24 protein-coding genes and 2 pseudogenes are annotated in these 26,154 nt (G+C 60.0%); 14 read left to right on the plus strand and 12 right to left on the minus strand.

Going from position 1 to position 26,154, the window contains the following annotated elements; genetic code table 11:
* A partial coding sequence (locus QMG40_RS15440) for a hypothetical protein (protein WP_283532008.1) occupies positions 1 to 291 on the plus strand: 291 nt, incomplete at its 5' end.
* 1,146 nt (positions 292 to 1,437) lie between these two features.
* Here QMG40_RS15440 and QMG40_RS15445 read toward each other — a convergent pair.
* Positions 1,438 to 2,667, minus strand: a complete 1,230-nt coding sequence (locus tag QMG40_RS15445) for a hypothetical protein (RefSeq protein ID WP_283532009.1) — start codon at positions 2,665 to 2,667, stop codon at positions 1,438 to 1,440.
* Positions 2,668 to 2,966: 299 nt separating this feature from the next.
* On the opposite strand from QMG40_RS15445, the gene QMG40_RS15450 reads away from it, so the two are divergent.
* From QMG40_RS15450 to QMG40_RS15475, 6 genes are all read left to right on the plus strand, one after another.
* Positions 2,967 to 3,857 carry an aminoglycoside phosphotransferase family protein gene (locus QMG40_RS15450; RefSeq protein ID WP_283532146.1) on the plus strand — a complete coding sequence of 297 codons (891 nt, stop codon included), beginning with the start codon at positions 2,967 to 2,969 and terminating at the stop codon, positions 3,855 to 3,857.
* Positions 3,858 to 4,643: 786 nt separating this feature from the next.
* Positions 4,644 to 4,901: a glutaredoxin family protein gene (locus tag QMG40_RS15455; protein WP_283532010.1), complete on the plus strand. Its 258-nt coding sequence runs from the start codon at positions 4,644 to 4,646 to the stop codon at positions 4,899 to 4,901.
* A gap of 13 nt (positions 4,902 to 4,914) precedes the next feature.
* The gene (locus tag QMG40_RS15460; protein ID WP_283532011.1) at positions 4,915 to 5,247 is read left to right on the plus strand and encodes a hypothetical protein; all 333 of its coding nucleotides are present in this window, start codon (positions 4,915 to 4,917) and stop codon (positions 5,245 to 5,247) included.
* Positions 5,248 to 5,271: 24 nt separating this feature from the next.
* On the plus strand, positions 5,272 to 5,832 hold the full coding sequence (locus QMG40_RS15465) for a single-stranded DNA-binding protein (protein WP_283532012.1): 561 nt from the start codon (positions 5,272 to 5,274) through the stop codon (positions 5,830 to 5,832).
* A gap of 103 nt (positions 5,833 to 5,935) precedes the next feature.
* The gene (locus tag QMG40_RS15470; RefSeq protein ID WP_283532013.1) at positions 5,936 to 6,250 is read left to right on the plus strand and encodes a ParB family protein; all 315 of its coding nucleotides are present in this window, start codon (positions 5,936 to 5,938) and stop codon (positions 6,248 to 6,250) included.
* Positions 6,240 to 6,362: a hypothetical protein gene (locus QMG40_RS15475; RefSeq protein ID WP_283532014.1), complete on the plus strand. Its 123-nt coding sequence runs from the start codon at positions 6,240 to 6,242 to the stop codon at positions 6,360 to 6,362. Before QMG40_RS15470 ends, QMG40_RS15475 begins: the two co-directional genes overlap by 11 nt.
* Before the next feature lie 403 nt (positions 6,363 to 6,765).
* Here QMG40_RS15475 and QMG40_RS15480 read toward each other — a convergent pair whose 3' ends face one another.
* Together QMG40_RS15480 and QMG40_RS15485 are read right to left on the minus strand one after the other, a co-directional pair.
* Positions 6,766 to 7,815 (minus strand): PDDEXK nuclease domain-containing protein, encoded by a 1,050-nt coding sequence (locus tag QMG40_RS15480; protein WP_283532015.1) that lies wholly within the window; start codon positions 7,813 to 7,815, stop codon positions 6,766 to 6,768.
* A 317-nt stretch (positions 7,816 to 8,132) separates the two neighbouring features.
* Positions 8,133 to 8,477: a Fur family transcriptional regulator gene (locus QMG40_RS15485; RefSeq protein ID WP_283532016.1), complete on the minus strand. Its 345-nt coding sequence runs from the start codon at positions 8,475 to 8,477 to the stop codon at positions 8,133 to 8,135.
* A 145-nt stretch (positions 8,478 to 8,622) separates the two neighbouring features.
* Between QMG40_RS15485 and QMG40_RS15490 the strand changes: the two genes are divergently transcribed.
* The 5 genes from QMG40_RS15490 (at position 8,623) to QMG40_RS15510 (ending at position 12,679) form a co-directional block, all read left to right on the plus strand.
* Positions 8,623 to 8,955 carry an ArsR/SmtB family transcription factor gene (locus QMG40_RS15490; protein WP_283532017.1) on the plus strand — a complete coding sequence of 111 codons (333 nt, stop codon included), beginning with the start codon at positions 8,623 to 8,625 and terminating at the stop codon, positions 8,953 to 8,955.
* Positions 8,952 to 9,248 (plus strand): hypothetical protein, encoded by a 297-nt coding sequence (locus QMG40_RS15495; RefSeq protein WP_283532018.1) that lies wholly within the window; start codon positions 8,952 to 8,954, stop codon positions 9,246 to 9,248. The genes QMG40_RS15490 and QMG40_RS15495 overlap by 4 nt, the downstream gene beginning before the upstream one ends.
* Before the next feature lie 487 nt (positions 9,249 to 9,735).
* Entirely contained in the window at positions 9,736 to 10,854 is a 1,119-nt protein-coding gene (locus QMG40_RS15500; RefSeq protein WP_283532019.1) for a FecCD family ABC transporter permease, read from the plus strand.
* Positions 10,851 to 11,687, plus strand: coding sequence for an ABC transporter ATP-binding protein (locus QMG40_RS15505; protein WP_283532020.1), 837 nt, complete (start codon positions 10,851 to 10,853; stop codon positions 11,685 to 11,687). The genes QMG40_RS15500 and QMG40_RS15505 overlap by 4 nt, the downstream gene beginning before the upstream one ends.
* A complete protein-coding gene (locus QMG40_RS15510; RefSeq protein WP_283532021.1) occupies positions 11,684 to 12,679 on the plus strand; it encodes an ABC transporter substrate-binding protein in 996 nt (331 codons plus the stop codon). The genes QMG40_RS15505 and QMG40_RS15510 overlap by 4 nt, the downstream gene beginning before the upstream one ends.
* 177 nt (positions 12,680 to 12,856) lie before the next feature.
* On the opposite strand, the gene QMG40_RS15515 is transcribed toward QMG40_RS15510, so the two are convergent.
* The 7 genes from QMG40_RS15515 to amiA all read right to left on the minus strand — a co-directional run bounded on the left by QMG40_RS15515 (position 12,857) and on the right by amiA (position 20,866).
* On the minus strand, positions 12,857 to 14,563 hold the full coding sequence (locus QMG40_RS15515) for an ABC transporter ATP-binding protein (RefSeq protein WP_283532022.1): 1,707 nt from the start codon (positions 14,561 to 14,563) through the stop codon (positions 12,857 to 12,859).
* Positions 14,560 to 16,269 (minus strand): ABC transporter ATP-binding protein/permease, encoded by a 1,710-nt coding sequence (locus QMG40_RS15520; RefSeq protein WP_283532023.1) that lies wholly within the window; start codon positions 16,267 to 16,269, stop codon positions 14,560 to 14,562. Before QMG40_RS15520 ends, QMG40_RS15515 begins: the two co-directional genes overlap by 4 nt.
* Positions 16,259 to 17,521 (minus strand): nitroreductase family protein, encoded by a 1,263-nt coding sequence (locus QMG40_RS15525; protein ID WP_283532025.1) that lies wholly within the window; start codon positions 17,519 to 17,521, stop codon positions 16,259 to 16,261. Before QMG40_RS15525 ends, QMG40_RS15520 begins: the two co-directional genes overlap by 11 nt.
* 5 nt (positions 17,522 to 17,526) lie before the next feature.
* Positions 17,527 to 18,915, minus strand: a complete 1,389-nt coding sequence (locus QMG40_RS15530) for a YcaO-like family protein (RefSeq protein ID WP_283532026.1) — start codon at positions 18,913 to 18,915, stop codon at positions 17,527 to 17,529.
* Entirely contained in the window at positions 18,912 to 19,943 is a 1,032-nt protein-coding gene (locus tag QMG40_RS15535) for a CocE/NonD family hydrolase (RefSeq protein WP_283532027.1), read from the minus strand. Before QMG40_RS15535 ends, QMG40_RS15530 begins: the two co-directional genes overlap by 4 nt.
* Positions 19,940 to 20,680 (minus strand): hypothetical protein, encoded by a 741-nt coding sequence (locus QMG40_RS15540; protein ID WP_283532028.1) that lies wholly within the window; start codon positions 20,678 to 20,680, stop codon positions 19,940 to 19,942. The genes QMG40_RS15535 and QMG40_RS15540 overlap by 4 nt, the downstream gene beginning before the upstream one ends.
* A gap of 84 nt (positions 20,681 to 20,764) precedes the next feature.
* The gene (gene amiA, locus QMG40_RS15545) at positions 20,765 to 20,866 is read right to left on the minus strand and encodes a streptamidine family RiPP (protein WP_243400284.1); all 102 of its coding nucleotides are present in this window, start codon (positions 20,864 to 20,866) and stop codon (positions 20,765 to 20,767) included.
* Between the two features lie 100 nt (positions 20,867 to 20,966).
* Between amiA and QMG40_RS15550 the strand changes: the two genes are divergently transcribed.
* Together QMG40_RS15550 and QMG40_RS15555 are read left to right on the plus strand one after the other, a co-directional pair.
* Positions 20,967 to 22,199 (plus strand): hypothetical protein, encoded by a 1,233-nt coding sequence (locus QMG40_RS15550; protein WP_283532029.1) that lies wholly within the window; start codon positions 20,967 to 20,969, stop codon positions 22,197 to 22,199.
* A complete protein-coding gene (locus QMG40_RS15555; protein ID WP_283532030.1) occupies positions 22,196 to 23,998 on the plus strand; it encodes a prolyl oligopeptidase family serine peptidase in 1,803 nt (600 codons plus the stop codon). Before QMG40_RS15550 ends, QMG40_RS15555 begins: the two co-directional genes overlap by 4 nt.
* A 341-nt stretch (positions 23,999 to 24,339) precedes the next feature.
* On the opposite strand, the pseudogene istB reads toward QMG40_RS15555, so the two are convergent.
* Both istB and QMG40_RS15565 read right to left on the minus strand, forming a co-directional pair.
* Positions 24,340 to 25,159: pseudogene (gene istB, locus QMG40_RS15560) on the minus strand (IS21-like element helper ATPase IstB).
* Positions 25,156 to 25,635: pseudogene (locus tag QMG40_RS15565) on the minus strand (IS21 family transposase); the annotation flags it as partial. The pseudogenes QMG40_RS15565 and istB, both read right to left, overlap by 4 nt.
* Positions 25,636 to 26,154: the final 519 nt, after the last annotated feature.

The following is a 26,154-nucleotide window of genomic DNA, read 5'->3' on the forward strand; positions in this document are numbered from 1 at the left end:
CCAGAGCCAGTCAATGGTGAAACCGCGCGGCTACTGGCAACCCGTGATGGGGTCCGCTATTTCGTTGCGGAAAGCGATGATTCTAAGACTGCTTGCCTCGCCGTAGTTCCACCTGGTGAGCCCCCGAGTTGGTTTGTGGGATGTGGCCCGAATACCGGCACTGGTCAGATTGTCGAGTCAGCTGGAGCAGGCGTGTCATCGGCAAGACTCCTGGCGGATGGTTCGGATACGGCAAAGCTAGAACCTGGATGGACCAAAGTTACGGAAAACATTCTCGTCTTAGATCCGTAAGAGCCCATCAGCCTCGGCAACATTACACACGAAAACAGTAAATCGAATCTGTTGCCGCAAACCGAACGCTCACTGTGGTCTCATCTGCGTTCTGGCCGCGGGCACTGGCACGTTCTTATGAAGGCACTAGGCTTGTCTTACGCAACTTTATTGATCGACAAAAAACACCCAACAGCATCTAATAAAACGCGCTTGAGCAACTAGGGCAAGAGCGACGGCTCGTCCCAATCATGCAGTGATGGACTATAGACCTCTGGCCGTTGTCGTTATCTAGGGCGACAACGGACTGAGCTGGACGTATTCACCTACACACTCACTCTCCCCCGAGCATTGGCCGGAATCCGGCTGTGGTATTGGATTCAATGTGGCCTCCTGTTTAAGGGAATTGATGCTTGCTGTAACCGGGAGGTTTTCGCTGCATCCTTTGGTCCACTGTTCATCTGGAGAGACTATAACTAGGCAAGTCATTTTCGCAGAGGAGTTCTCGGTCAATGTCTGAGCAGCAAAGTAATCGACGCCGTTCTTGCTCCGCCCGAGGTACCTACTGCTTGCACTATCGATGTCATCAGCTGTGACGATCGAGGGCATAGTATCTGCTTGCTCTTGGACTTGCTCGAAAAGTGGCAACGTCTCTGCACTCGAACAGCCACCCAGTGACAAAGTAATCAATCCTCCCATCACTAGGGCGATAGAACCTTTTCTAAAATCCCTGACCATAATCTCATTCCCTCTCGACGCTGAAACACATCCGTAGTTAGAGATCTACCTTACTTTGCCCGGCCCTGCGCCACATCGTGCCACGCAGTACCCAGCGAGACTGTTCTTGGTTTTGTTTGTTCTTATATTCAAAAGACGCCACAGAATCCAGCACCCATCTGTAACTGCGCTATCGGGCTCCGCAGGAAGCGGTGAAACGAGATTGTTTCGAGTTCGACGGGCCCACATAGACGCTTTCGAGCCGTTATGTAGGAGGGGACTGAAACGGAGCCGAGGATTCATGTACGCACCGAAGCTGAAAAGCCGCATCATGGCGGTTCCAGAGAGGAAGGAACTGGGAGACTTACTTGGTTTGCATCTTGGGGAACTTTCTAGGCAGTTAGCTGCTGTCTGCGGGAATAAAAACGAGGTGGCTAACCACTGGCACGGTCAGCTCTGCTCAGCTACCTCTTCTTTACTTTTATTACCGGTCCCCCCGGCTGAACCTCCAGGCAACACGCCAAATCCGGCATGTTCTTTAGAATTGGCCATCGGACGGCTAAATATTTGTTTTGCAAACTGTTCCCTGAGATTTTGAGCAGTGTCCTCTTTCATGTTTGCCAAAAATGGCTCCAAGGCATTTAGGTCCAGCTGCATCCGCTTTGCATCTCTGGCGTCCTTGCGGTGTCCGGCGGATTCACGCCCCATATAGGTTGCAATAGCAACGGTCAACGCGGAAAGGCTGGTTTTCCAGATTGCTTCCGCAGGAGTGATGTTCTCAATGCCACTCATCATGGAGAAGAGCGCAATCAGTCCCGTCACTGCCACGGCAACTGCGGCAATACTCCATTTGTTTGCTGACGCACTTAGTTTTTGGGCGTGAGCTCCATATTCCGTCGAAATACTGTGTTGAGCTGTTGCTTCCGTCAGTTTGCGTGCCTGTTTCTCTAGCTCTTTCAGCTGGGCAATGTGTTGTTTTGCCTCGTTTTGACTTACAGCAAGATGCCGCTTGGCCATCCCCCTCGCTTCCTTTCGGTCACTCTCAAAAGAATCCTGCCACTCTGTCATTTTGGTAGTGAGCGCCGTGCTGTTCGTGGTGAGTGCTGTGTCTAAGCGGGTAGCCTGAGCCGAAACAGCCGCTTTCTCGACCCCAATGGTGTTTTTTAGATCTTCTATCTGTTCAGTCAAAGTGGCGATGGCGGCGTCCTTGGCGGTAACCACTTTCTGAAGTTCCTCTTCGGCTTCGACAGTGAACCCGCGCGCCAGATCTATGGCCTCAGAGATTCCGATTCTGTACTTCTCAGTTACGGCAGCCGCCTCGACCAAGTGATTAGGAGACGTAATCGGGCTGGGACAGTTCAATAAATGGGAAGAAATCTGCAGCAGGTGCGCCTCAATCGAGTCTGCAATAGATACCTCGGGGTTTTGGATCAAATTCAAAAGTGGTGACTTAACTGATTCCAATTGGGTGTCTAGTGCCTGGGGAGCGCCAGCGTCTGGGAAACGCCATGCTGAGATATGGCGGAGACTGGCGATTTCAATTACAGCTTCTGACAGGCGGTGGAGTGAAAGAAATTCCTGTCCATTAACATTCTTGATGGTCTGAGTGATCAGACTCTGAACCTCTTCACACCTGCCCCAAAGAGCGTAAGCCTCAAAATCCTCTTGCAAAACTGCCACTGTTACCTCCGGTTGATGTTCTCCCTACTTCACCTACGTTAAAGCGCTTGGGGCGCGGTTCAGTAGCGTGTCGCATCTTGATCCTATGGCTTCAGGAAGTAACACCAGCGTGTGACTCAAATCTAAGAAGTGAAACGGGGCACGACGGTTAAAGCCATGAGACCTACGCCGGTAAAATCGGAGCCAGCCGTTAAGTAACTGACGGGGCTAGGGAGCGGGCTGTCGAAAAGGACGATTTGCTATAGGAAATAAGGTGTAGTGGGAGGATGGGGCTTCACCAGGAGAACATCGATGCGGACATGGTTAGGACTCTTTTGAGAGAACAGCATCCTGACCTTGCCGAAGAAGCGCTATCTCTCGGAGCGCTGGGCTGGGACAACCAAATGTGGCGACTCGGAGAGCACCTCGCCGTAAGACTCCCGTGGGCGACTGACGCTGCAGATGATCTAATTTTGAAAGAGAACTCTTGGCTCCCTCGGTTGACGAGGAATTTGCCTCTTGCAGTGCCAATGCCGCAGCGAGTCGGGAAGCCGTCGGAACTATTTCCGCGCCCTTGGAGTATCACAACATGGGTAGTAGGTGAGCCAGCAGATAAGGCCCCCATCCAGGGGAGCGCAGGAGGCGAAGCCTTGGCGGCTTTTCTGACCGCCTTCCACCAACCTGCTCCGTCGAATGCACCCGTGGGCCGTGACAGGGCGGGGGCACTTGTCGAAGTGGCGGATCGATTTGTTGGTTCTTTATCCTCAGCTAGTGACCTGGGATTGATACCGGAGCCCAGAAAGATTCGGGCCATTTGGGACGATGCAGTGTCAGCTGAATATTGGTTTCTGTGGGCTCCGCCGGCGGTGCGGCTGCATGGCGACCTCTATCCGGCTAATGTGATAACGACAGATAGCGCGTTGACCGGAGTCATCGATTTCGGCGACCTATGCGCCGGTAATCCTGCCTTTGACCTCGCCGCGGCGTGGATCTTACTTCCCGATCGTGACAGTATTGGGCGCTTTAAGGAGGCGTACTGTCCATCAATCGGAGACGAGACGTGGCGTCGAGCTAGGGGTTGGGCTATTTGGCGCGCAGTTGCGAGTATCTTCATTTCCGAAGCCGGTAAGCGGGGCGAGCCGGGCGGGAAGGTAACATGGGGGGCGCCGGCTCTGAGATCACTTCGCCGACTCGTAAATGAGCCGATTTGACGTGGGACGCGGAGCCATTCACTAATTCACGGGTGCATCATAAAAATTTTTGGCGCAGTCCTTCCACTAACTCAGGATGTCATTTCTGGCTGCACTTTGGTGTGATATCTAAAAGTCTTACCATGGGTTGATCATGACCTGCAGCTCCTGCTCTTTCCCCACCAATCACCTGTAGGGCTGCGTTGCCGAAAGTGGATCTTATTGCCGGATTTCTCCATCCCGCGCTGTGAACCTGTCAGAGGTCCGATAAAGTGCAAGGGAAGTTCGGTGATCATAAAGGCCAAGCTGTTGCCTACACCCGCAGCTATGGCCTCATCAGAATCATCGAGAAGCGCGGTGTGACCACGTTGGAGTGGCACCCCGCCGCAAGCATCAAACAAGTGAACCCCATAACGACTTAGCCGGCTCTTCATAGGGCTTCAACGGGTAAGTTTCCCATGGTCCAAGACAAGGCGATGCCGAGTCACCAACCAGCGGGGCCAGTTCTTTTCAGCCGATGACAACCATAGGACGGGGAGCGGGGGAGTCCACGAGCGCCCGGTCACATTCACCAGGTGGTGAGTTTTCATGCGCCTGTGGGGATTCCCAGCGAGCTACTATCCGTTCATACACCACACTCACCGAGCACCAACGCCCACCAATTCTAGACAATAAATACCTAAAATTTCTCTATATCTAGAGACAAAACATCTATCTATTCATATGAATAAATAGTATAATTGAGGTATAAGCACGGCAGATCGAACCTAACTAAAACCCATACGTAACCAAAAGGATCTGAACCCGATGACTATCACCATCTACACCAAACCAAGCGGCTGCTTTGGATGCAAGAAGACCAAAGACGTCTTCGATGCCGCAGGTATCAGCTACGTAGAACTCGATATCACCACGAACCAGGCAGCGCTTGAATACGTCACCGAAGAACTCGGATACTCACAAGCCCCCATCGTTTTATACGAACGTGAAGGCACCCTCAATCACTGGTCAGGGCTGAACCCCACCAAGATCAACCAGGTCATTGCACTAGAGCTGGCAGCGTAGGGGAGTGGACGCCATGAAGCCCAGGATCACCCGCCTTGAAGACGTCAGCTACTACCTTCCCCTCTATGACGAGGACGGAGAGCAGGACTACGAAGCTTTCTACCACCGGAACCTGCTAGCCCTAGGCCGCGACTTCGGCCTGACAGGCGTCAGCGATGGAGCAGCCTCCGAAATTCGAAGTATCTTCCCGGAGATTGAGAACGCCGTCGATACCACCCCAGAAATCCGCACCGCTTTGATCGCGATAGGCAAGCTCATTGAGCAAGAGAACCCCGAAGATCCCCGTATCCGGGATCGCATTGAAGTCGCTATCGCGGAACTTCGCGATCACCTCACCATCAAGTAGAACCTACACACAAGGAGCAAGATCATGGCCGGAGAAACAACCATCACCGTCATTGGCAACCTCACCGCCGATCCTGAACTACGGTTCACACCGAGTGGATCTGCTGTAGCTAACTTCACCATCGCCTCAACCCCGCGCACCTTCGATCGGCAGTCCAACGAGTGGAAAGACGGAGAAACACTGTTCCTCCGTGCCTCGATTTGGCGTGAAGCTGCCGAGAACGTGGCCGAGTCACTCACCAAGGGAACCCGCGTGATCGTTTCGGGCCGGTTGAAGTCCCGAACCTACGACACCAAGGAAGGCGAAAAGCGCACCGTGATGGAGCTTGAAGTCGATGAAATTGGCCCCTCGCTGCGCTACGCCAACGCCACAATCAACCGCACCCAACGCACCACCAACAACCAGAGCAACCCGGCAGCCGCACCGGCACCCGGTAGGCAAGGAAACCAGGGCTTCCACGCCGCAGGGTCTAGCGCATACGCCCCTTCGTCCCATCCAACCGCGAATGACCCATGGGCCATTCCGCCAGGAGAAGGCAATGATGGCTGGGGGAGCGGACCCGATCAGTCCGAACCACCGTTCTAGAAAAGATGTTGCGGCGTGGCCAGTCAAGACACTGGCCACGCCACACGCTCTTTAATTCTTCTTTCAGAATCAAGGATGTTTGAGATGACATATGAAAAAAGCGATGAACGCTAAGCGAACACCCCCAAGTTTCAGCGTCACCCTCCCGGATGATGTGGCGAATCAGGTGCGCGCAGCACTGCAAGCCACCGGTATTCAGGAAGGCTACGCCTCCGTGAATGACCTGATGGAGGGAGCGCTACGTAGGGAGCTGCGCAGACTCCAACGTAAACACAATGCAGGTAAAACATGGCCCGGAATTCCCGCCGGGATACTCCGCACAGGACGCCGCACAAAAGAAGAAACACGATCAGGTATAGCACCAGAACCGGCACAATTCCCAGACGCCCAAAAAGGGAGACTAGACCATGAGAGATAAGCCCTATGCAGGGCCCAGTGACACCAACGACTTCGACGGCCTTAGCCCGGATGAAATGGCTAAAGCCATGTATGAGTACCAGTTGCTAGGGGAGTGCTTTCGAAATAGTTAGTGACGAGGACATGATGGGGAAGGGGTGGGCGATTGACGACCCCCTCAGCCTGGTCAAAGGCCACGGCGATAATATACGCCGGCAGAGCGCGATGATTGCAATCATCAGATATGTCTTCGCAGGTCAGAAGGCCACATGCGATCCTCCCGATTGCATACATCGAGGTGTGTCCGACAAGGCGCCAAGGTAATCAAAAAATCAGCAAACTCACTGGCCACGACCGTAAGGGAGGGACTTTAAAGAAGGTCTCCGAAACTTCACTATGTGCGCCCGCCGCACATAGAGTAACTTTTACTTTACATAAGGTAAATTATCGGCGTTAAATAATGGCTACTTTGAGCTAATGCGATAACTGGCAAATCAGTGACATTTTCCAGAAAAACCAAAGCATCCATGTTCTGTCTTACGCGCCGGGAGTGATCGTGGGTTCCTCGTGCTCTAGGGCTGCGCGGATGGCTGCTGGAGATGGCAGTGTGGCCTGTTCATCGGCAGGAAGTGCCTCGTAGGTGTATGAGGTGACGGTGAGGGGCTGGGTTGACCCGTCCAGTGCGTAGCGTACGGTGCGTTCGTTTTTTGATCCGCAGACGAGGATCCCGACGGTGGGGGTTTGGCGGGGCAGTTTGAGCATGTCGTTGACGGCTGCGACATAGAAATTCAGTTGGCCCAGGTGTGCGGGTTTGAATTTGCCGGCTTTGAGTTCCACGACGACGTAACGGTCGGATGGCACGTGGTAGAGCAGTAGATCGATGAAGAAGTCATCTCCATCGATGTCTAAAGGATATTGGCGTCCGACGAAGGCGAACCCGGATCCGAACTCGGCCAGAGTCTGTGCCATGCGCAGTGTCATGGCTTCTTCCATGGCATGTTCCTGGGCTTCTTCGCTTAGGCCGAGGAAGTCAAAGATCAGGGGGTCTTTGGCGATCTCCTTGACTAGGTCGGTGCCTTCTTGGGGTAGTCGTGCCTGAAGGTTATTCGGGGCCGCTCCGGTGCGGCTGTGGAGGTTGGTGGAGATCTGGTGTTCGAGTACGGCTACTGACCAGCCATGTTCGAGGGCTTTGAGGGCGTACCAACGACGTTGTTCTTGGTTATCGAGTTTGTTGAGGAGCGCGATGTTGTGACTCCAGCTCAATTGTCCAGACGGTGTCTGGACAATTGGTTCGGTATCAGTCCATGCGGCGGCGAAGGCTCGCATGTTGTACATGTTGGTTCGTGAGAACCCTTTCATGTGTGGGAATTCTGTGCGCAGGTCGTGTGCGAGTTGGCTAAGAACGCTACTGCCCCACGGTTCGTTGGCTTGCCTGGCGAGAATGGTCCGTCCGATGTTCCAGTACAGCTCGATCATGGCTGTATTGACGACGCGCTGTGCGCGTTGTTGAGCTTGGCGTACGAGGTCTTTGAGGGTCGTCAGTGCGGCGGCGTACTCTGCGGTGCGGTCCGGTTCGAGCTCGGTCATAGATCTACCCTAGTTCCCGGAACCTACTCCCCCACACTTGATGGGCCAGGGGCCTTCGGGTTTAACAGGAGTAAATGGCATGGGTGGGTTCCGGTTCATCGATAGTTGAGAAATTCAATCTGATTGGGGCCCACTTTGGGGTGGAATCGCAGTTTGATTGGGTACCACCCATGACGTCTTGTTGAGCTTCGGATGTTGATCAGATTTGAGTCGTATATGTTTCGTGGGATTGCGACAGATGACCATCTAGACGGGGCACTACGTAAGTGCATCCGCTTCCCAGTTTGTCTGTGTGATCGATTGCGAGTGCAGTGCGATTATGCGGGGCACTGTCCGCAGCGCCCGAAGATTTCAAGGATGTGGCGGGTGACGGTGAATCCGTTCTTCTTCGCGGACGCGTGTATCCAGCTCTCGTCAGGCGGATCGATCTCAATGGCCATGCCGCAGCCCTGGCACACTAGATGGTGGTGGTGTTCCTCAGGTTGGCACGCCCGGAAGAGCTGTCCACCAGGCACTGGGATTGTGTCAGCGTGTCCAGCTTCGGCGAGAGCATTGAGTTGCCGGTACACAGTAGCCAACCCGACCTCGTGCCCGTCTTCAATGAGTCGTTTGTGGAGCTGTTGAGCTGAGATGAAACCGGAAGTCTTCTCCAACCCGCGCAAAACTGCCTCTTTCTAGGTAGTACTACGCGGGTGGTTTGTTTTTGTGGTGGTTACATCACAATCCCCTCAGTCGGAGCGATTTGAGAACGTATCTCAATAGTATAGTAACATTGCAATATGTTTATGTATGTGTTGAAATGTTCCTATGGAACTAGAGCCCGGCCTGCCCGAGGCGGCACAGCTATTCAAGGTCCTTGGCAGCGAGTCGAGACTGAGGCTGCTGCGATCAATTGAGAAGGATCCTCGAACGGTTGGGGCCTTAGCGAGAGCAGCAGGTCTGTCGCAGCCGTTGGTGTCGCAGCATCTGCGGACATTAAGGCAAGCCGGTCTGGTGGTCACGGACCGGCAAGGCAAGGAAGTGACGTACCTGGTAGCTGACCGGCATGTAACGCATATGATCTCCGATGCTCTCACCCATGTCTTAGAGCCTGCCCGTGCAAGTGCGGAAGAATCACCATTATGGAAGGAAGCATTATGACCACCACCGACGTCCACGCAGAGCACACTACGAGCGAACATGAGCATGGCGCCTCCTGCGGTCACGAGGCTGTCAAGCATGGCGACCATGTCGACTATGTCCACGGCACGCACCACCATGCCCTGCATGGAGATCACTATGACGAACACGAGTCCGTCGCTGAGCACACCTTGTCCGATCACGAACATGGCGCGGACTGCGGTCACGCGGCGATCCAGCATGAGGACCACGTTGACTACGTGCATGACGGACACAAGCATGCTGTCCATGAGGGACACTACGACGAGCACTGAGACTGCACCGGCTTTATGTCGTTGGGATGCGTGAGAACTCACAGCCATCCCAATGGCACCGCCTGCCACTAGGACGATTTTCTGGTCCCCATGACGTACGTGTCATGCAGCTTGTCTTCAGGGGGCGGTAGTGACCCCGCGCTGGGAAGTCCGCGGACCCGATGAGGCAGGTCTCCGGCGGAACGCCACGGTATTGACCGTTTCAGGGGAGATAGGGGTCGGCGAAGAGCGTTGTGGTGTCGTTGCCATCGCAAACGGGCGCCTGCCGCACTGGACGCAGCGGCGAGAGCGGCTGATCTAACCGTCGCATATTCGACCGGCGAACACCCGAGATCATGAAAAAGTAGCGCCCCCAGCCCCCGCTCGCATCGAGATCTCGAAAAGTTCGAAACGATGGGCAATGTTGTGCAAAAAAATGGATTCAATCAATAACGAACCGATGTCGCTCTTAATGATAATGATTATCATTTAAGATACGATGTGAAGCATGAACGCTTCCCCTCGCACTATCCCAACCCTGCCACGCCCTGTCGTGGCGCTTGCCCCGGCGCGAAGAGCCACTCTCTGGCGGAGGTGCGGCGCGACAGCATTATTGTCTGCTGGCATTGTGGTCGTCATTCTTCTTTCGGCAAGTACCGGGCCGTTGACTACGAGCCTTTCGGACGCCGCGAAAATCATTTCCGGGCACTTTCTCCCGGGAATGGTGTGGATGCAGGACGGCACCATTTCGGTCTCGCAGGATCAGGCCGTCTGGAACTTCCGTCTGCCGCGTACCCTGCTGGCCGGCATTGCCGGGGCGAGCCTTGCTTTGGCCGGTGCGTTGTTGCAGACCAATGTCCGAAATCCGCTAGCCGAGCCCTACATTCTTGGTGTCTCGGCCGGTGCCGGGGTCGGGGCGGTGCTGGCGATTGTGTCGGGATCCACCGCGGTGGCCGGGCTTGGCCTGAACGCCGCCGCCTTCGTCGGGGCCGCCGGGGCCACGGTCTTGGTATACCTGCTGGCCCGGCAGGGTGGGGTAATCGCACCTTCCCGGTTGATCCTGGCTGGCGTGGCCTTGGGCTCATTGTTAGCCGCCATCACCAACTTCCTGACCATCACCACTGAGGCGCAGAACGTTTACAGTGTGCTCTTCTTCCTGCTCGGTAGCGTCTCCGCGGCTAGTTACCCGCAGCTGATCCTACCCGGGATCGCCTTGGCGGGGGTAGGACTGTATGCCATGTTGCGCTCGAGGGCGCTGAACGCCATGCTCGCAGGGGATGAGACGGCCATCGCGCTGGGTGTGAATGTCACGTCCATGCGCCGGACGTTGCTGCTGGCCACAGCCTTACTGACCGCCACCACCGTTGCGGTGTGCGGCGGCATCGGCTTCGTCGGCCTAGTGGTGCCGCATGCGGTGCGCATGATTGTCGGCTCGGACCACCGGCGGATGCTGCCGCTGGTCATCTTGGGCGGTGCTCTGTTCCTGATGATCACCGACCTGTTGGCCCGCACCGTGGCCCAGCCCGCGGAGATCCCTCTGGGCATCCTCACCGCAGCTGTCGGTGCCCCCTTCTTTCTCTGGCTCATGCGCTCTTCCGGCGCCCGTGCGGCGGGGGTTGATCGATGAACGTCTCCTTTGACAACGTATCGGTCACCCTCGGGGGCCAGCGGATCGTGAACCACGTTTCCCTGACGGTGCCCTCTGGCACCGTGCTGGGTCTGCTGGGTCCCAACGGCTGCGGTAAGTCCACTCTGCTGCGCACCCTGTACCGCGCCCAGAAGCCATCTTCCGGGGTGGTGCGTGTGGACGGGGACGATGTCAGGTCCCTGGGCGGGCGTGAAGTGGCTCGACGGATCGCCGTCATGGCCCAGGAATCCACCCAAGAATTTCCCATCACCGTGCGCGAAATGGCGATGCTGGGCAGGGTGCCGCACCAGCGCGGATTCGGAGCCGACTCCACCGCTGACCACGAACTCATCGACACTGCACTTCGCGAGGTTGGGGCCGTACACCTGGCCGAACGCTACTTCGCCGGACTCTCCGGCGGCGAAAAGCAGCGCGTGCTGCTGGCCAGGACCCTGGTGCAGCAGACGCCGGTGCTGGTGTTGGATGAACCCACCAACCATCTGGACATCGCCTTCCAACTTGAACTCATGTCACTGGCCACTAGCCGCGGGCTCACCGTGCTGACCGCCCTGCACGACATGAATTTAGCGGGTGAATACTGCCAGAACGTGGCCCTGCTGAAGGCGGGGGAACTTCAGGGATTCGGCCGCCCGCACGAGGTGTTGGAGGAGAACGTCATCCGAGCCGGATTTGGTGTGGATTCACGCCGGCTCGAGCATCCACTCACCGGCCGGCCGCTGATTGCCGTCGCCCGACTTGACCCGCAGCCCGCGTCTGCAGCGCAACAACAACATATTAACCATGAAACCGACACAGTCAAGGAACACGCATGAATATCAAACCCCTCTACCTCATCTCCGGCCTGCTGCTGGGCGGAACCCTGCTAACAGGCTGCGGCCAGGCAGTCTCGGCCACTGGGTCCAAGGAATCCGCCGGCGCCGCGGCAACCATCGAGAACTGCGGCCGCACACTGTCCTTCCCCGCTACCCCACAGCGCGCCGTGGCGATGACGCCGGGCCAGTCCGAGATGCTGGTGCGCTTGGGGCAAGCGGGCAAGGTCGTAGCGGAGGCCCAAAGTAAGGGACGGGAGCTCCTGCCAGAACTTGCGGATCTGGGCACAGCCAAGCAGTTGAGCGAACAGGGCCCACCCTCGCGCGAGGTATTGCTGGGTGTTGCCCCGGATCTGGTCTACTCGCCCACCAGCTACGAGTTCACCTCTGAGCAAGGTTTCGCCAGCATTGACCAACTCAAGGCCGCCGGCGCCGAGGCCTATGTCGCCACCGCTGGCTGCCCGGAGCGGCGCAGCAGCGCCGAGGTAACGGACTTACTTACCGACCTCAAGAACATGGGAACAGTTTTCGGCGCTGCCGAGCAGGCCGCTACGCTGACCGGCGAGGCGCAGGGCACGCTAGATGATGTGAAACGGCGGGTCTCCGGACTCACGAAACCATCCGTGGCCGAGCTTTTCGTGGAGGGCAACACCATTGCCGCGATCGGCGCGGGCATCGAATACAACATGATCGAACTCGCCGGGGGCGACAACGTTTTCAGCCCCGATGACAAGGCCTTCGCCCAGTTCTTCTCCTCGGTCATCTCCCCGGAAACCTTGGTCGCCAAGAACCCGCAGGTCATCATCTTCACCACGATCGACAAGGCCCACGAGCAGGCCACCCTCGATTACCTACGCACGAAGTTCGCGCAGCTGGACGCGGTGAAAAACAACCGCCTGGTAGCCATCGACTCCGACGACGTCATGCCGGGCACCTGGGGCAACATCCGGGCTGTGGAGCAAATCGCCAAGGGGCTTCACCCCAACGCGTTCTAGGGCCGTCGCGTACACATTTGCCATGACTTCGAGGTCCGCCGTGTGGCGGACCTCGAAGCATTTTCCGACCGAAACGTATCCGGGACTGCGTACTGCAAGTACCAGAACGCAAAGATGTAGGCGCAGCCTGCCCGCGATTGCGGTCTGGCTGCGGCCTATTCCCGTGTTCTCCCGCCGCTATGCTGGCAGGGATAGGGGCTGGGCGTGCAGGTTGTCCAGCTCGATGCGGCGGTCGCAGCGTGCCAGTGTGGATTCCCGGTGCGAAATCGTGATCACCGTAGTGTCCCCGGCCAGCGCCGCCACGGCGTCCAGCAGGATCGCTTCGGTGGCTGCATCGAGCGACGCGGTGGTCTCATCTAGCACCAGCACGCGCGGCTGCACTAACAGTGCACGGGCTAGGGCGATGCGGGCGCGTTCTCCTCCGGAGACGCTGGTGCCGGCCTCCCCGATCATGGTGTGAACTCCATCAGGCCAGCGCCCGGCGTCCAGCACAAGCCCCGAACGGCCCAGTGCGTCCAGAGCCTGTCCCTCGGTGGCCCCGGGGACCGCCAGGCGCATGTTTTCCAGCACTGACCCATGGAAGATTATGGCGTCCTGCTCCACAAGGGTGACCAGCGAGCGGAAAACCCGCAGGTCCACGGAAGCGGCGTCCACGGACCGGCCGGTGCGTGAGATCAGCTCGATGGAACCGGCATCCGGAGCCCAGAGCCGGGCCAAGAGACGGGCCAGGGTAGTCTTTCCTGCCCCTGAGCGACCTGAAATGCCCACATGCTCACCCGGTGCCACGGACAGCCAGCAGGGCTCCAAAGCTGGGGCACCATCGGCATAGGAGAAACACGCCCCACGGACGTTGATCCCCAGGGGCCCCGTCGTGGCAAAGGGAAGCACTGGTGCCGCGGATAGATCCTCCGCGGCCATGGAGATTCCCTCCAGCACCCGGGCCGCACTGGCACGGTGGGGCTGCAATTGCGTCAATACCGCGACGGCATCCATCAGGGGGGAGAGCAGCGTGAGGGTTCCGGCCACCACAGCCGGAACCCACAGCGGATCCAGGTCTGGCTGGTTCCACGCCGCAAGGAAGACAACGAGCAGGATGGCCAGGGAACACAGCTCACGCACACTGGCGGCGGCAGCCTCACGCACCTTTAAGTGCCGTTCGGCCCGGGCCACGACTTCGGTGGCCTCGGCCAGCTGACGCTGCACCTGCTCCTGCAGCCCGAAGCCCAGGATTTCACGGGACCCGGAGAGCAGGTCAACGGCGAGGGCCGATTGGTTGGATTTGGCACGTTGCACAGTCTCTCCCAGGCGGACGTTGGTGCGCAACCACGGCAGGGTCAGCAGCACCAAGGTGGCCAAGCCAATCACGAACCCGGCGGCAAGCGACCAACCGATCTGATATAGCGCCGTGGTGCCGCCGAGTAGTAGCACCACGGCTGCTGCCAGCTGGGTCAGTGTGTGGGCATAGAAAAACTCGAGCTTCTCTGTGTCCCCCATGGCGGTGGCCGCCAGCCGGCCTGTGTGCTGCCCGGGCGATCGGGACGGCACCCCGCGGGAAAACCCGTCAAAGAGTCCCATGCGCAGGGCTGCGAGTACCCGGTAAGCAATGGAGTGCGACAAATCCATCTCGTGCCAGGTCAGGATCACGCGCAACAGCACGGCCCCGCCCCCGGCAATCCACCACCCTGGGCTCGCCAGTTGCCCCTCGGCCAAGGCTAGGGTCACCACATAAGACCCGGCCACGGCCAGGAAGACCAGGGCTAGGTTGTTGGCCAGGCCCACCAACCCGGTCCAGGCCAAGGATAGGCGATGTGCGGCTAGGTACGGGATGAGCCCCCACAGAGGATCAGCCCGCAGGGTGGCGGTGTGCGTGTGTTGCGGGTTCATGATGCCTCCGGGCAGGTTGACAGGAAGGTTTCGTGCAGGGCGCCCTCGCGCAGGTGAAGCACCCTGTCGGCGGCTTCCAGAGCATCTGTGCGGTGGGCGATCATCACCACGATGCGCTGTCGGGCCTCGGCACGCAGGGTATTCATGAGTTCGGCGGCCAACTCCGAGTTCAGCGCCGAGGTTGGTTCGTCCAAGAGCAGCACAGGGCGGTCGGCAAGGATGGCGCGGGCGACGGACAGGCGTTGGAGCTGGCCGCCGGAGAGCGAGTGACCGGCCTCTGAGATGACGGTGTCCAACCCTCGGGGCCAGGCAGCGAGTTCGGCACCCAACCCTGCACGGTCCAGCACGCTACGCATCCAACCATCATCTGCTCCGGGCTGCACTGCTTGAAGGTTCGCCCGGATGGTTCCGGGGAACAGGTAGCTGTGTTGGGATACCACGCTGACGTCCCCAGCTTGCAGTGGCCGCCCGTCCAGTAGGCATTGGCCGGTGAAGGGCAGGAATCCGAGCAGGATATCGAAGAGCGTGCTTTTCCCGGCACCCGAGGGCCCGGCCAGTGCACTGATTCCACCGCTGCGGATACTGGCTGTGGTACCAAGCAACACCCACGGGGAGTCAGGTTCGTAGCGGAAGGAAACGTTCTCCAGCTCCATGGTGTGGCCGTGCGGTTCTCGTTTGCCTGCGGCGTGGGCGGGGCGCACCTCTGGGCGGGCAGGGGGCCCGGAATGTTCTTTGCCATCGCTACCGATGACTGCCTCTATGCTGCCTAGTGCGGAGATGCCTAGATAGCCGGCGTGCCATTGGCGTGCCAGGTCACGGATGGGCCGGAAGACCTCTGAGGCCAGGATGAGGGCGAAAAAAGTCAGGGCTGGTTCCCCGCCGAGTCCAGCGGGAAAAGCCCCCAGTACGTCCAGCGCGGTCAGTGCCGCGGCGGCCAGTAGCCCGGCCTGGATCCCGAGGTCCGCCAGTGCCGTATCGGCCAGGGAGACCCGCATGGTGGCCACGGTGGCCCGGTGCAGCGCTTCGGAGCGATCATTGAGCCGGGTACGGAAGCGCGGGACTGCGTCGAGGATCTTCAGCGTACGCATGCCCTGTAGTGCCTCGAGGAAGTCGGCGCTCAGGGCCTCGTAGGAGTCCCAATGCGTGGCGCTGCGCCGGGCCAGAAGCCTGCCCCAGAGCCGGGGAGCGCCCACGGCCACCACGACGGCGGCCAGCAACGCTGCCGCAAGCACAGGGTTTAGCACTGCCACCCCGGCCAGCAGGATCGGGCAGAGCAATTGCAGCTGCAGGGCATGGGGTATGTAGGCGGTGAGATAGGGTTCCACCCCGTCCACGCTCTCGCTCAGGGCCAGCCGACGCGCCCCGCTGCGTTCAGAACTATCGCGCAGCCGCTCCGGGAGTAGCAGCGCTTCGGCCAGGGTGGCACGCAATTCCAGGCGCACCGCAGTGCCCAGGGCGCTAGCCAGCCGGACCTGCACCTGCTGCAATACCGCGCGCACCAGACCGCAGCCCAGAACGGCCAACAGGCTTCCTACCACCTGGGCTGCGGAGTGGTTCTGGCTCGGCAGTAGCCCTGCCAGAGCATTGGCCAGGAACCAGGCCTGCCCCCAGTAGCTGGCCGTGCCCAGGCACACAATAAGTGTGAGTGCGTTTAGGGTCCGGCGGTATCCGTGAGTCAGTGACATCAGGCGTTTATCAACCAGCATGGGTGTTTCCTTCTGATCTGGGCGCCCGAAATCCGAGCGCATGCAGCGTGGTGAACCCGTTCAGGGTCCCGGTCCAACCGGATACCGGACGGAAGGTGAAGTCCAGCTCGGCGCTCAGGGAGGAATAGAGCACATGGGCGGCGGCCCCGGCAGCCCACCACAGGGCCTGCGGGTTCGGTTCGGTATCGGTGCGAAAAAGCAATAGGCCATCTAGTGATTTGATCCAGTGTTGTCCCGCGCAATCCAGGTGCAACTTCTGTTCGCGGATACGGCCCCGGTCAAGGACCAAGACCCCACACCCGGCCGGAGCTGGCAGTGCGAAGCTCTCCAGCAGTCTTTGCCATGGAAGTGGCGTTGGTGCGGCCGGCATTTGTGTCGCCGTAGCGGCAAGCACCAGGCTTCGTCGGCGTAACACTTGCCGTGCCGTGACACCGGTGCCCCGCCCCAGCTCTAGTGGCTCCTCCGGGTGGCGGAGCCCTGGCCCCGTCACCCAGCGCGCCACCGCAGCGAGTGTGTGTGGTTGTCGCTGCGGGCACGGTTGCGGAGGATCAACAGGCTCAGTGGAGCTGACCCAGGGGGCCAGCTCGGGCAATTTGTCTCCGGTACCCACGGCGAGGGCGGCCAGAGCCAGTTCCGGTCCGGTGTCCGGCCAGTGTTCTTGCCATCGCGCATAGTCCGGCAGTCTGGCCGCAGCGGCCAGGGAGGCTGGATCCGCGGTGAGCCACCGGCTCTTCAGCCCCCGGGAAGCCGCATGGTGGAGTACTCCCAAGAGCGCATAGGCGGTGTCGGCCAGCAGCAGCGGCAGGGCCCGGTGATGGTATTTCGCTAGGGTGCGTTGGGGCAGCACGGTGAAAACGACGATGGCACCGGCCATATCTGGCGAGGATCCGGCACGGCGGTGAGTGGTGGAATCCTGGGGATGATAGGCGTGGATACCTGGAGGTACGTCGCAGCCGGCACCGCAGAGTAGATGCACCTGCACCGGATAGCATGCACCCGCCGAAGGAATGGCACGTTGGGCGATGCTACCTGGTGCACCGGTGGCTGGATTTGCATGGAAGCCGCGGGGTTTCCAGAGCGTATCCAGAACTGCGGCGATCGGCACCAAGGCGCCAGAAGGTGCGTGGTCCGGGCTCGCGGACTGGCCCCACGTGTTGTGCCGGGGCCCGGGGTGCGTCATGGCCCCGGGGACGCGCTCGGACCAGGCGGCGGAGAAGCCCCCGCCTGGTCGTGGATAGTAAACAGGAGTCATGGTTCCTACATGTGAGGTGGTGGGGCAAGAGTGAAGTCATCCGGTCCGTATGGCGGAACGTCCCGCCAGCCGCGAGCCACTGCAATGTCGGCGATGCGCGGGCAGCCCAGGTAGGCGAAGGCAGCCGGGGCGTTGGGGACCAGCCCGCCCACCACGACTCGCACCACGCTCAACCCGGTCAGGGCGACGTCATTGGTTGTCAGCTCGCGGGTGTAGACCTCATGTCCGGCGCGGGCCAGACGCCGATGGACTGCCTCCATGGGTACCGCTGCCACTTTCTCGATGTCTACGAGCCCGCCCGTTGGTGTCCTGAAGCGCTCCGCCAAGACATGCATTCGGGAATCGAGCCACACCTGCACATGCGCACCCAGATCCCGCACGGCCTCGAAGTGCTCCCCGGTGTCCTGCAAGTAGCGGCGGTCCACCCGATGTTCTAGGTACAGGCCCCGGGCCATGAGCCCTGCCTCGACGGCTTGGAAGACCCAACCGTCGGCATCAGTGGCGCCTTGGGTGTAGATCCACGTGTGGACTGCTTCGAGCACTGCCTTGCGGGCGGCCTCAGCCGGGTCGCTCTTGCAGGAGAAACCGGCGGCGTAGAGTCCGGTATCCGGGTCGAAAACCAGTGCGGCCATGGCTGGGGCGAATTCGCTGGGCATTTCGACAACCCAGTATTCAAGACGGCACCCTTCCATTGCCTGCGCCAGCCCCGGGATCGAGTCGGTGCGGATGCCCCGGGTGGGGCCATCGAGGTGCCACCACAATTCCAGGGCGTCTCGTTCAACGGTTTCCAGCAGGGCACGGTCCCTTGCGTCGGCGAACCCCTGCCCGGTGGCGATTCCGGCGTAGTTGAGGTGGTGGATCCTGGGCAGCTGGGCGAAGCGCCGCTGCCGCCAGTTCAGGTAGACCAGGCTGGCGGGCAACCAGACCTCTTCCCCGTCTCCGTGTCGGCGGCAGGAAGTCCAGAGTGTTTCTGTGTCCTCCGCCAGGTTCCGGTAGGGGAAGCCTGGGCGTTCCAGCTGCCAGGGAGCGAAGCGGGGCAGCTCGCGCAGTGGCACGACGCGATGCCCTGCCGCCTGGGCCTGCCGGGCGGTGCCGATGAAATGTTCGGCGTCGGGGACATCGGCCGGGATGAAGTTGCCGCAATAGCGTTCCATGCCTTCGGCGACCGCCGCGATCCAGGCCTGTCGCTCATCACCAAAGGTGGTGCCCAGCGATACCCGGTCGGCAGGCCAGTCTCCCAGCCAGCGGGCATCGGAGACCTCGGCGGTCATGGAAGTGTAGCTCGACGGCGCGTTTTCGGGTGTGAGCACCGAACGGACACGGCGGATAATTCCGGTGTGTTCATCCACCAGAGTGTGTAACGGCAACAGGCCAAGATGTTCGGCTGTGCTCATGAGGATGATTCGCATTCTGCTAGGACGGTTGGTTTGCTCTGGGCAGAGCGCCGCAGCGGGGCGGACGGCGTCCAAGGATCGCCGCCCTCAGGGCATGGTGTGAACTCCCGGGTGAACGGGCGCGTATCAGGGCGGTCAAGAAAGTCCTGAATCTGGGCCATGAGGCCGCCGTGGCGGCGCAACATGGCCGCAGTGGCCGCATCCAGATCTGCGGTAAGCCGGTGTCCCCACGGGCCGGTCAGGAACCCGGTGTTGCCCGCGTCCCAGGCTGCGGCTAAATTGAGGGCCTCGTAGGTAAAGAAGTCCTGATGCCCAGAAATAACCAGCAGGGGCGTATGGCAGCTTCCGTAGCGGGCGCCAATATCCAGCTGGGGCGCGCGCCATAATCTGTCCCACTGGCCCGGGGCGTGCGTTCCGTAGATGTTCGCGGGCATTGTGTCGGCCAGGCCCCGTTCGGTGGCCTCGTGGCACCGGCGATCCAGGTCGGCGGGGGCCAGCGGATTGCGCGATTCGGCGGTGAATCCATGCATGTGCCACCAGCCGATCCGGTCGCGCAGGCGGGCGGTGCCGTCGGGGTTCCTGGCGGTCTCAAAGAGTCCAAGGGCGGGGACCATGGCAACCACCCCAGTGAGGGGCACTTGGTGTCCGTTGGTTTCGAGGCAGCGTGCGGCCTCCAGTGCGCAATGGGCATCGTAGGAGGCTCCGGCCAGGATCAATGGACCGTTCAGCAGTCCCTCGCGTTCCAAGAAGCGCGCGGTTTCGGCACCGTCTTGACCCTCGGACGAGTAAGGTAGCCACACCCCGGTGGAACCGTAACGGCCGCGTACGCTCTGGACGAGCACGTCATGGCCTCGTCCCAGCCAAGAAATTGCCTGGGCTTGGTATTGCTGGCGGTCGTAGGGGGTGCGAATCAGCACCGTTCCCCGGCCAGTACCTTGGTCGCAGAGATAGTGATCGCCCGTCAGCTCGGCGTCGTCACCAAGAGCTATATTCAGTAGCCGGGGTGTGGGGAGGGTTCTGGGGTTCATCGTGGACGGACCGGGCTCTTTGCTGGTTCGGCAAATCCGAGAACGGGGTGTTCACTGCTGCACAGCGTCCGTGCATCTAGCCGCCAGAGCGTGCGACGCAGGGCTGGGAGTTCCGAGGTGTCATACTGCCACGCTGAAATCATGGAGCGGATGCGTGCCCCAAGGAATTCGGTGGCCAGAGGCGGCAAGTCAGCAAGAGTGGCATCGCCGGGCCGGTCCGTATTGAGCCAACCATCCAGTTCGTGGGCGGCCGCGGAGGCTGCCAATCTGCGTCGCAGCACCTGCGAGCCGGTCGGATCACAGGAATTCAGCGCCAGCGGATCCACAAACAAGATTTCTCCTTCGCGGTAGCAGCGCAGCACCGCAGTTCCTGCTGCCGGAAAGTCATCTAACGCGACTCGATCCGTCCGGGTGTGAGCCATTTGGAGGACCAATTTATAGGGTTCTACCGATATCCCTGGAATATCAGCCGGGTGGACGTCGAGTCCAGTCAGTGCGGAGATGACGGGCTCCCACCCGGCGTCCGGGCCTAACAGGGCAAGGCGTTCCCGCCCGGGATGCGGATGCATTTTTTGCACCGCACGAGCTTCCAACTGTTGCCTGATTTGGCTGTGATAGACCCCTAATAGGGGCGCCGGCGCCCCGGCGGGGGTCTGAACGCGTAGGAATCTTCCGTCAAAGGAACGCACCGTTAAGCGTCCATTGAGTTCGAAAACGTCTATTGCCGGGCTACTCATGGGTCCTTTTCAAGAAAATTGATTTTGTGGAGCACCACTGCGGGGTGAATGCCAGGCATTCACCCCGCAGCAGAGAAGGGGGGATTAGTCGAACGGGTTCTCGACGAGCGCGTTCGAGTGAGTGGCCGACAGGTGGGCCAACTGCTCGGTTTCTTCAACTTCTGCAAGTACCACGGTGTTTTCCATGGGGTTCCTTTCGCTGGTGTTATGGGTGCTGCCGGTTTGGCAACAAGATAGACACTATGCTTAATGAGAATCATTATCAAATACGTATCATGGAGGCGTCATGCAACAGGAAACACTTGTCGTGGTCGATCAGAAGGCCGAAACTATTGGCTTCATCGATCCCGAGACCCAAACGACGACTGGCTGGATTCCAGGCATGGTTCTGGCCGAGCACGCCGGCATCCTGCCCCTAGGCAACGGCACATGCGCCTGGGTTGACGATGCGGGTGGATCACTTATCGTCATGAATCCCTTTATGGCTACGGACTCCGATCCAACGCTGGCGATAGAGCACCGAATCTCCGTTGCTATCCCGGGAGAACACCTCGCGTGCGATGCCACGGGCCGATTCGTTGCCGTCAGCACGGGCTTGGGGAAATCATGGGAGCCATGGAGTGATCTGCTCAGTGTCGTGGACCTGCAGATGCCGGGCGGGCCGCGCTCGCGCCGGATCCGGACGCGAGCCGGCGAGCCGGGAGTCGTGGTCGCCAGCTGCCCGGACGGCCCTCAAGTAGTGTTACGTCACCGCGAACCCGGGCAGATCGAATCGATTTCAGTCGATGCCATCCTCACCGGGGGTGTCCATTGCCCTCCGCTGCGCGGGGAGAGCATCGAAGCGGTTGGTGCCGCCGGCCATGGAGACGCCTACGACCCGTTAACAAGCACTCTGTTCGTGGCCACCGAGCGCGGCCTTGAGTGCTTCAACGTGCGTGAACCGGTTCCCTACCCCTTACCGTTACGCCCCTGGGACGCGCCAGGGCGTGCTTATTTCCTGCGCTTTTGCCCCCGGCGGCGCCTGCTCGTGGCCGTGTTGCGCGAAGGTGGTGAGCACCCGCGCAAGTGGGACACTTGGGGCAATACACTCTGGATTCATGACATCGACGCCAATACCTCACGCACCGCACCGCTGGGCGATGGGATGATTTTCCGCTTTGCACTGACCCGAACAGCCATTGCCGTTGCACGCATCCACCCAACCGGAGACGACCTGTGCGTTTACGACACCGAAACCCTGCACGAGCGCGGCCAGTGGGCCCTGCCACCCATGGAGAAGGCACCGCGTCGCGGCGTCGAACCATGGGACGACGCGGACCGCCGGGCAGTGGCCGCCTCCGGCAGCAATGAATGGGTTGCCGTAACTCGCGGCGGACACGGCGAGGTACATCTGATCAATACTTCGGTCTCCGGCTCGGAGCTCGCCACCATGCAGCTGCCCACGCCACTGAACGACGGAGGCCATCTCGCATGGCTCAACCGCACAGACGCCGGCCCCGGAGACACGGTGGGACGGTGAACCGGTCCACCGGTGCGCAACAGGCCTCAGGCGTGATTACGGCCTCGCTGGAACTAGAACAACAGCCCCGGCACTACGAATATTTTCGAAACCAAGTATGGCATTGGGATTCCACGGCCCGGCAGGGCATGCCCCAGCTCGCCGGCGGTCATGCCGTTTACACCTGGCGGAGCCCCGAGGAGGAATTCCCCGCGCTATACCAGGTATCCGAGGCCTGGTTACGCCAAATTCTAGCCCCGCGCAACGCCCCCGAACCCCCTCCGGAGGGATCAGCGCTCCCGTTGCCCGCAAACAAGGTGGTGCGTGGATTCGCCCTCGATCCGGCGGGCACGCGCGTCGCCGCACTGCTGAGCAGCTCGGATACCGAACTAGCCGAAATCTGGCAGCTCTCAGCGGGCGCCGCGCCCGTGCTGCTACCCGGCCCCCGGTCCTGGCATGCCGCCCCCGTATGGTCACCAGATGGCAAGACCCTATGGATACTTTCAGGAAAGCCCCCAGAACAAACCATCTGGCGATGCGAGTTTGACGTCAGTGGCCCCGTAGCACCACCCGAGACCCTGCTTTTCCCCGAAGAACTAGGAACCCCGGCAGCAGGAGCTCGGATCCGTCTGGGAATCAAAGACGGCACACTGCAACTCACTGTGGGCACCCCCGGATCCGCAACACGGAGCTGGATTCACCGAGACGGCATCTGGATCCCGTGGACCCTCTCGGCCGCGGTTCCCGAGGAGGTCCCAGGGCACAAAATATTGGCTCAAGTGAATGGCCCGCACGGAAATATGCAGGCCATCGAGGGCCCCGCCGGCACCACAGTGACCCGTGACGGAGCAACGCTGTGGAAGCTGGGGGCCGCCGAGCAACTCACAGCCCTATCGGTCAGCACGGCTCCCTGCGGGGGCGCGCTCTGGATCCAGAGCGCTTCCCCGGAACGAGCTTCAGGAGTCGTCTGCCTGGAGTTCCCGGAAGTATCCGGGAACTCCCCAGAGCCGCCCCCACGCAAGAATACCGGAGCGTTCGCGCACCTGCGCCTATTGGTCCAGGCCCGGGACGGTGTAATGATTCCTGTGATTATCTCGGCACGCTCCAAAGATCTGGCTAGATCCCGGCCCGTTTCTCCACGGCCACTGCTGCTTTCCTGCTACGGGGGCTTTGGGATAGTGCACCGCACCGAGCCAGAACCCAGCGTGGCCGCCTGGATTGCCGCCGGCGGCATCCATGTAGCAGCCCAGATACGCGGGGGCGGAGAACTGGGCCCGCAATGGCACGAAGCCGGACGCGGGGCCAACAAGATACACACCATCCACGACCTCATCGATGTGGCCCGCGAACTCGTAGCACAGCGCTGGACAAGTAAAAAGGAACTCACCGCCGTCGGTGCCTCCCACGGCGGCCTCGTGGTCAGTGCCGCCGCGCTGCTAGAGCCCAGCGCTTTCGGCCGCGTGATAGCCGTGGCCCCCTTGCTGGACACCGTGGACCTGCAGCGACACGGGTTGGGAACCCAGTGGCTCCACGAATTCGGGGCCGACGGGGAAACCACCGGGCAGCAACGAGCCGCCCATTCCCCTCTCCACTTATTGACCGCAATGGATTCAGCCGATTCCCTTCCTCCAATACTGTGTTGCATACTAGGCAACGACGAACGAGTCGATAACACCGTGGCAGAGGAATTCGTCTCAGAAATCAGGCGACGGGGCGGCCGGGCGTGGCTGCACCAGGAACATCGCGGCGGCCATGCACAGCGCGCCTCCAGCACCCTTCTAGATTTCTCCGCCACCATACTTTCCTTCGCCGCCGGCTAGGGAGCACTGGATACTCCGATGATGGGCCACGAAACCTATCAAGTGGACCCGCGGGCACACCACCATCGAGCACTCGGAGGTGATGCCCGTCTTGACCAGCATCGTGGACAATGAAAATGATCGAGCAAAAGCAGCCCCCCACCCATCTTCAATGAGGGATCGAAATGCCGCAGCCCTGACATGCCACGGTTCCTCCCACTCCAAGGCCAGAAAAACACCAACTTCACCCGCGACTACACCAGGCCCGCACCAACCACCTCAAACTAGGAAACCGCAGACCACTAGGACGCGTGAGAAAACTCTCGCGACCGATGTCTCACTACCAGTAGCCACCCCGAGGGTTAGGCGCCGGTGTGTTGTTGGTTTTTGGTGTGGGCGAGGCGGTAGGAGTCGGTGCCGGTTTCGATGATGGTGCCTTTGAAGGTGAGTCGGTCCACGATGGCGGCGCAGAGACGCGGGTCGGTGAAGGTTTTCGTCCAGCCGGAGAAGGACTCATTGGTGGCGAGGGCCACTGATGCTTTTTCCTCGCGTTCGGTGAGGACTTGAAAGAGGAGCTCGGCACCTCGCTTATGGAGTTCCATGTAGCCCAGTTCGTCAATGCAGAGCAGGTCTACCCTCCCGTACCTGGCGATGGTCTTCGCCAAGACCTCCTCGTCCTCAGCCTCGACAAGTTCGTTCACTAGCCGGGTAGCGAGAATGTATTTGACCCTAAACCCCCTTCTCCGCGGCCGCGGTGCTGAGCCCGATGAGCAGGTGGGATTTCCCTGTTCCTGAGTCACCGATGAGACACAAGGGGAGGCCTTTGCGGATCCAGTCCCCGGTGGCAAGGGTGTTGATCGTGGCCGGGTTGATGTTCGGATTCGCCTCGTAATCGAAATTGCCCAACCATTTATCGCGCGGAAAGTTCGCTGACTTCACCCTCCGGATAGAGGAGCGCCGGTCCCTGTCATCTCACTCGGCCAGTAGCAGTTCGGCGAGGAAGCCTTGGTAGGAGAGTTGTTCCTTCCCGGCCACGGCTAGGGCTTCATCGAGCACTGAACGGATCGTGGGCAGCCGCAACCGCCGGCAAGCCTGATCAACGGCATCAGTGGCTGCCTGCTCGGTCAGGCCGCGGCGCCGACGAAGCGTTTGAGAGACAACAACTGGGACGGTGGGACTCATGAAATCTGCTCCTTAGAGGGAGGGTTCGGTAATGGCTGGGGCCGGAGTCTAAGTAGCTCGTCATAGCCGGCTACAGAGGGCAACGGTCGTTTATCTGGTGGCAGACCGGCGATGACAGCAGCAGGGTCTGCCAGACGGCGTTGAGTGAGACTGACAACGCGGTGCTCAACGACTTCGCCTTTTGCACCGGGATGGCAATCGGGGCGGGCCCACCCAGCATTCCTTTCGAACGCCACACGCCTGGCCTCAACAGTGACAACGTCTGCGATCACAGCGCCGACCAGAAGCGCCGCTGTGATCCCGTCAATGACATCGCAGGCTTCCATGGAACGATGGAGCAGCAATACCTCGATGAGCTCTTTGGTTGCTGCCGTATCACCATCGGTCCTTCGTGCAGCGGCCCAGAAAGCATCATGAGCAGGAGTGAACACCCCTGATTCACGAGCCTGAGCAATTCCTGATGCGGTGGATTCTGGGTTATTGGTCTGGGTTTCTTTGTTTTCAAGGCGGCACGCTAGGCCGCTGACGGGGGTTCTTCTTGGCCGCAAAAAATGGGTCAGTACCGGGTGTCGACCAGTGACCAGATGTGTCACTTACCGCCGGGCTGCCGATCACTTAGTCGTTTCAGGGGTATCTCTACATGACGGGCTAGAGGATTGTGGTGTGATTCAACCACCGTAGGAGTTGCTCTCTTAGAAGGTGACTTGCAGACTGCCGGCCTAGGGGCCGGATGAGACCATGGGTAGCAATTATTTGGATCACCCTTTTGTGTGTCTGATTTGGTTGGTGAGTAGGTCTCGGACCTGGTGTGGGTGGAGGGTTTTTTTAATGCGCCGGGGCCGGTGACGGCATAGTTGAGCGGTTAGGGTGCCAGTGCTATTTGGTGCCGTCACCGGCCCCGGTTCCCCACTGTCGCTGGTGCCGGCATGGCGCTAGGGGGATCGGTAGTAGTGGGAAATGTGTGGCCGCCTTCGGCGGCCATTTTTTGGTGGGTT

This window comes from Arthrobacter antibioticus (assembly GCF_030063205.1).
Classification (GTDB): domain Bacteria; phylum Actinomycetota; class Actinomycetes; order Actinomycetales; family Micrococcaceae; genus Specibacter.

Bases quoted from the DNA above. Each gene is read 5' to 3' on its own strand.
- QMG40_RS15450 (WP_283532146.1), top strand. From the start codon at position 2,967: ATGGTTAGGACTCTTTTGAGAGAACAGCATCCTGACCTTGCCGAAGAA.
- QMG40_RS15455 (WP_283532010.1), top strand. From the start codon at position 4,644: ATGACTATCACCATCTACACCAAACCAAGCGGCTGCTTTGGATGCAAG.
- QMG40_RS15460 (WP_283532011.1), top strand. From the start codon at position 4,915: ATGAAGCCCAGGATCACCCGCCTTGAAGACGTCAGCTACTACCTTCCC.
- QMG40_RS15465 (WP_283532012.1), top strand. From the start codon at position 5,272: ATGGCCGGAGAAACAACCATCACCGTCATTGGCAACCTCACCGCCGAT.
- QMG40_RS15470 (WP_283532013.1), top strand. From the start codon at position 5,936: ATGAACGCTAAGCGAACACCCCCAAGTTTCAGCGTCACCCTCCCGGAT.
- QMG40_RS15475 (WP_283532014.1), top strand. From the start codon at position 6,240: ATGAGAGATAAGCCCTATGCAGGGCCCAGTGACACCAACGACTTCGAC.
- QMG40_RS15480 (WP_283532015.1), bottom strand. From the start codon at position 7,815: ATGACCGAGCTCGAACCGGACCGCACCGCAGAGTACGCCGCCGCACTG.
- QMG40_RS15490 (WP_283532017.1), top strand. From the start codon at position 8,623: ATGGAACTAGAGCCCGGCCTGCCCGAGGCGGCACAGCTATTCAAGGTC.
- QMG40_RS15495 (WP_283532018.1), top strand. From the start codon at position 8,952: ATGACCACCACCGACGTCCACGCAGAGCACACTACGAGCGAACATGAG.
- QMG40_RS15500 (WP_283532019.1), top strand. From the start codon at position 9,736: ATGAACGCTTCCCCTCGCACTATCCCAACCCTGCCACGCCCTGTCGTG.
- QMG40_RS15505 (WP_283532020.1), top strand. From the start codon at position 10,851: ATGAACGTCTCCTTTGACAACGTATCGGTCACCCTCGGGGGCCAGCGG.
- QMG40_RS15510 (WP_283532021.1), top strand. From the start codon at position 11,684: ATGAATATCAAACCCCTCTACCTCATCTCCGGCCTGCTGCTGGGCGGA.
- QMG40_RS15515 (WP_283532022.1), bottom strand. From the start codon at position 14,563: ATGAACCCGCAACACACGCACACCGCCACCCTGCGGGCTGATCCTCTG.
- QMG40_RS15520 (WP_283532023.1), bottom strand. From the start codon at position 16,269: ATGCTGGTTGATAAACGCCTGATGTCACTGACTCACGGATACCGCCGG.
- QMG40_RS15525 (WP_283532025.1), bottom strand. From the start codon at position 17,521: ATGACTCCTGTTTACTATCCACGACCAGGCGGGGGCTTCTCCGCCGCC.
- QMG40_RS15530 (WP_283532026.1), bottom strand. From the start codon at position 18,915: ATGAGCACAGCCGAACATCTTGGCCTGTTGCCGTTACACACTCTGGTG.
- QMG40_RS15535 (WP_283532027.1), bottom strand. From the start codon at position 19,943: ATGAACCCCAGAACCCTCCCCACACCCCGGCTACTGAATATAGCTCTT.
- QMG40_RS15540 (WP_283532028.1), bottom strand. From the start codon at position 20,680: ATGAGTAGCCCGGCAATAGACGTTTTCGAACTCAATGGACGCTTAACG.
- amiA (WP_243400284.1), bottom strand. From the start codon at position 20,866: ATGGAAAACACCGTGGTACTTGCAGAAGTTGAAGAAACCGAGCAGTTG.
- QMG40_RS15550 (WP_283532029.1), top strand. From the start codon at position 20,967: ATGCAACAGGAAACACTTGTCGTGGTCGATCAGAAGGCCGAAACTATT.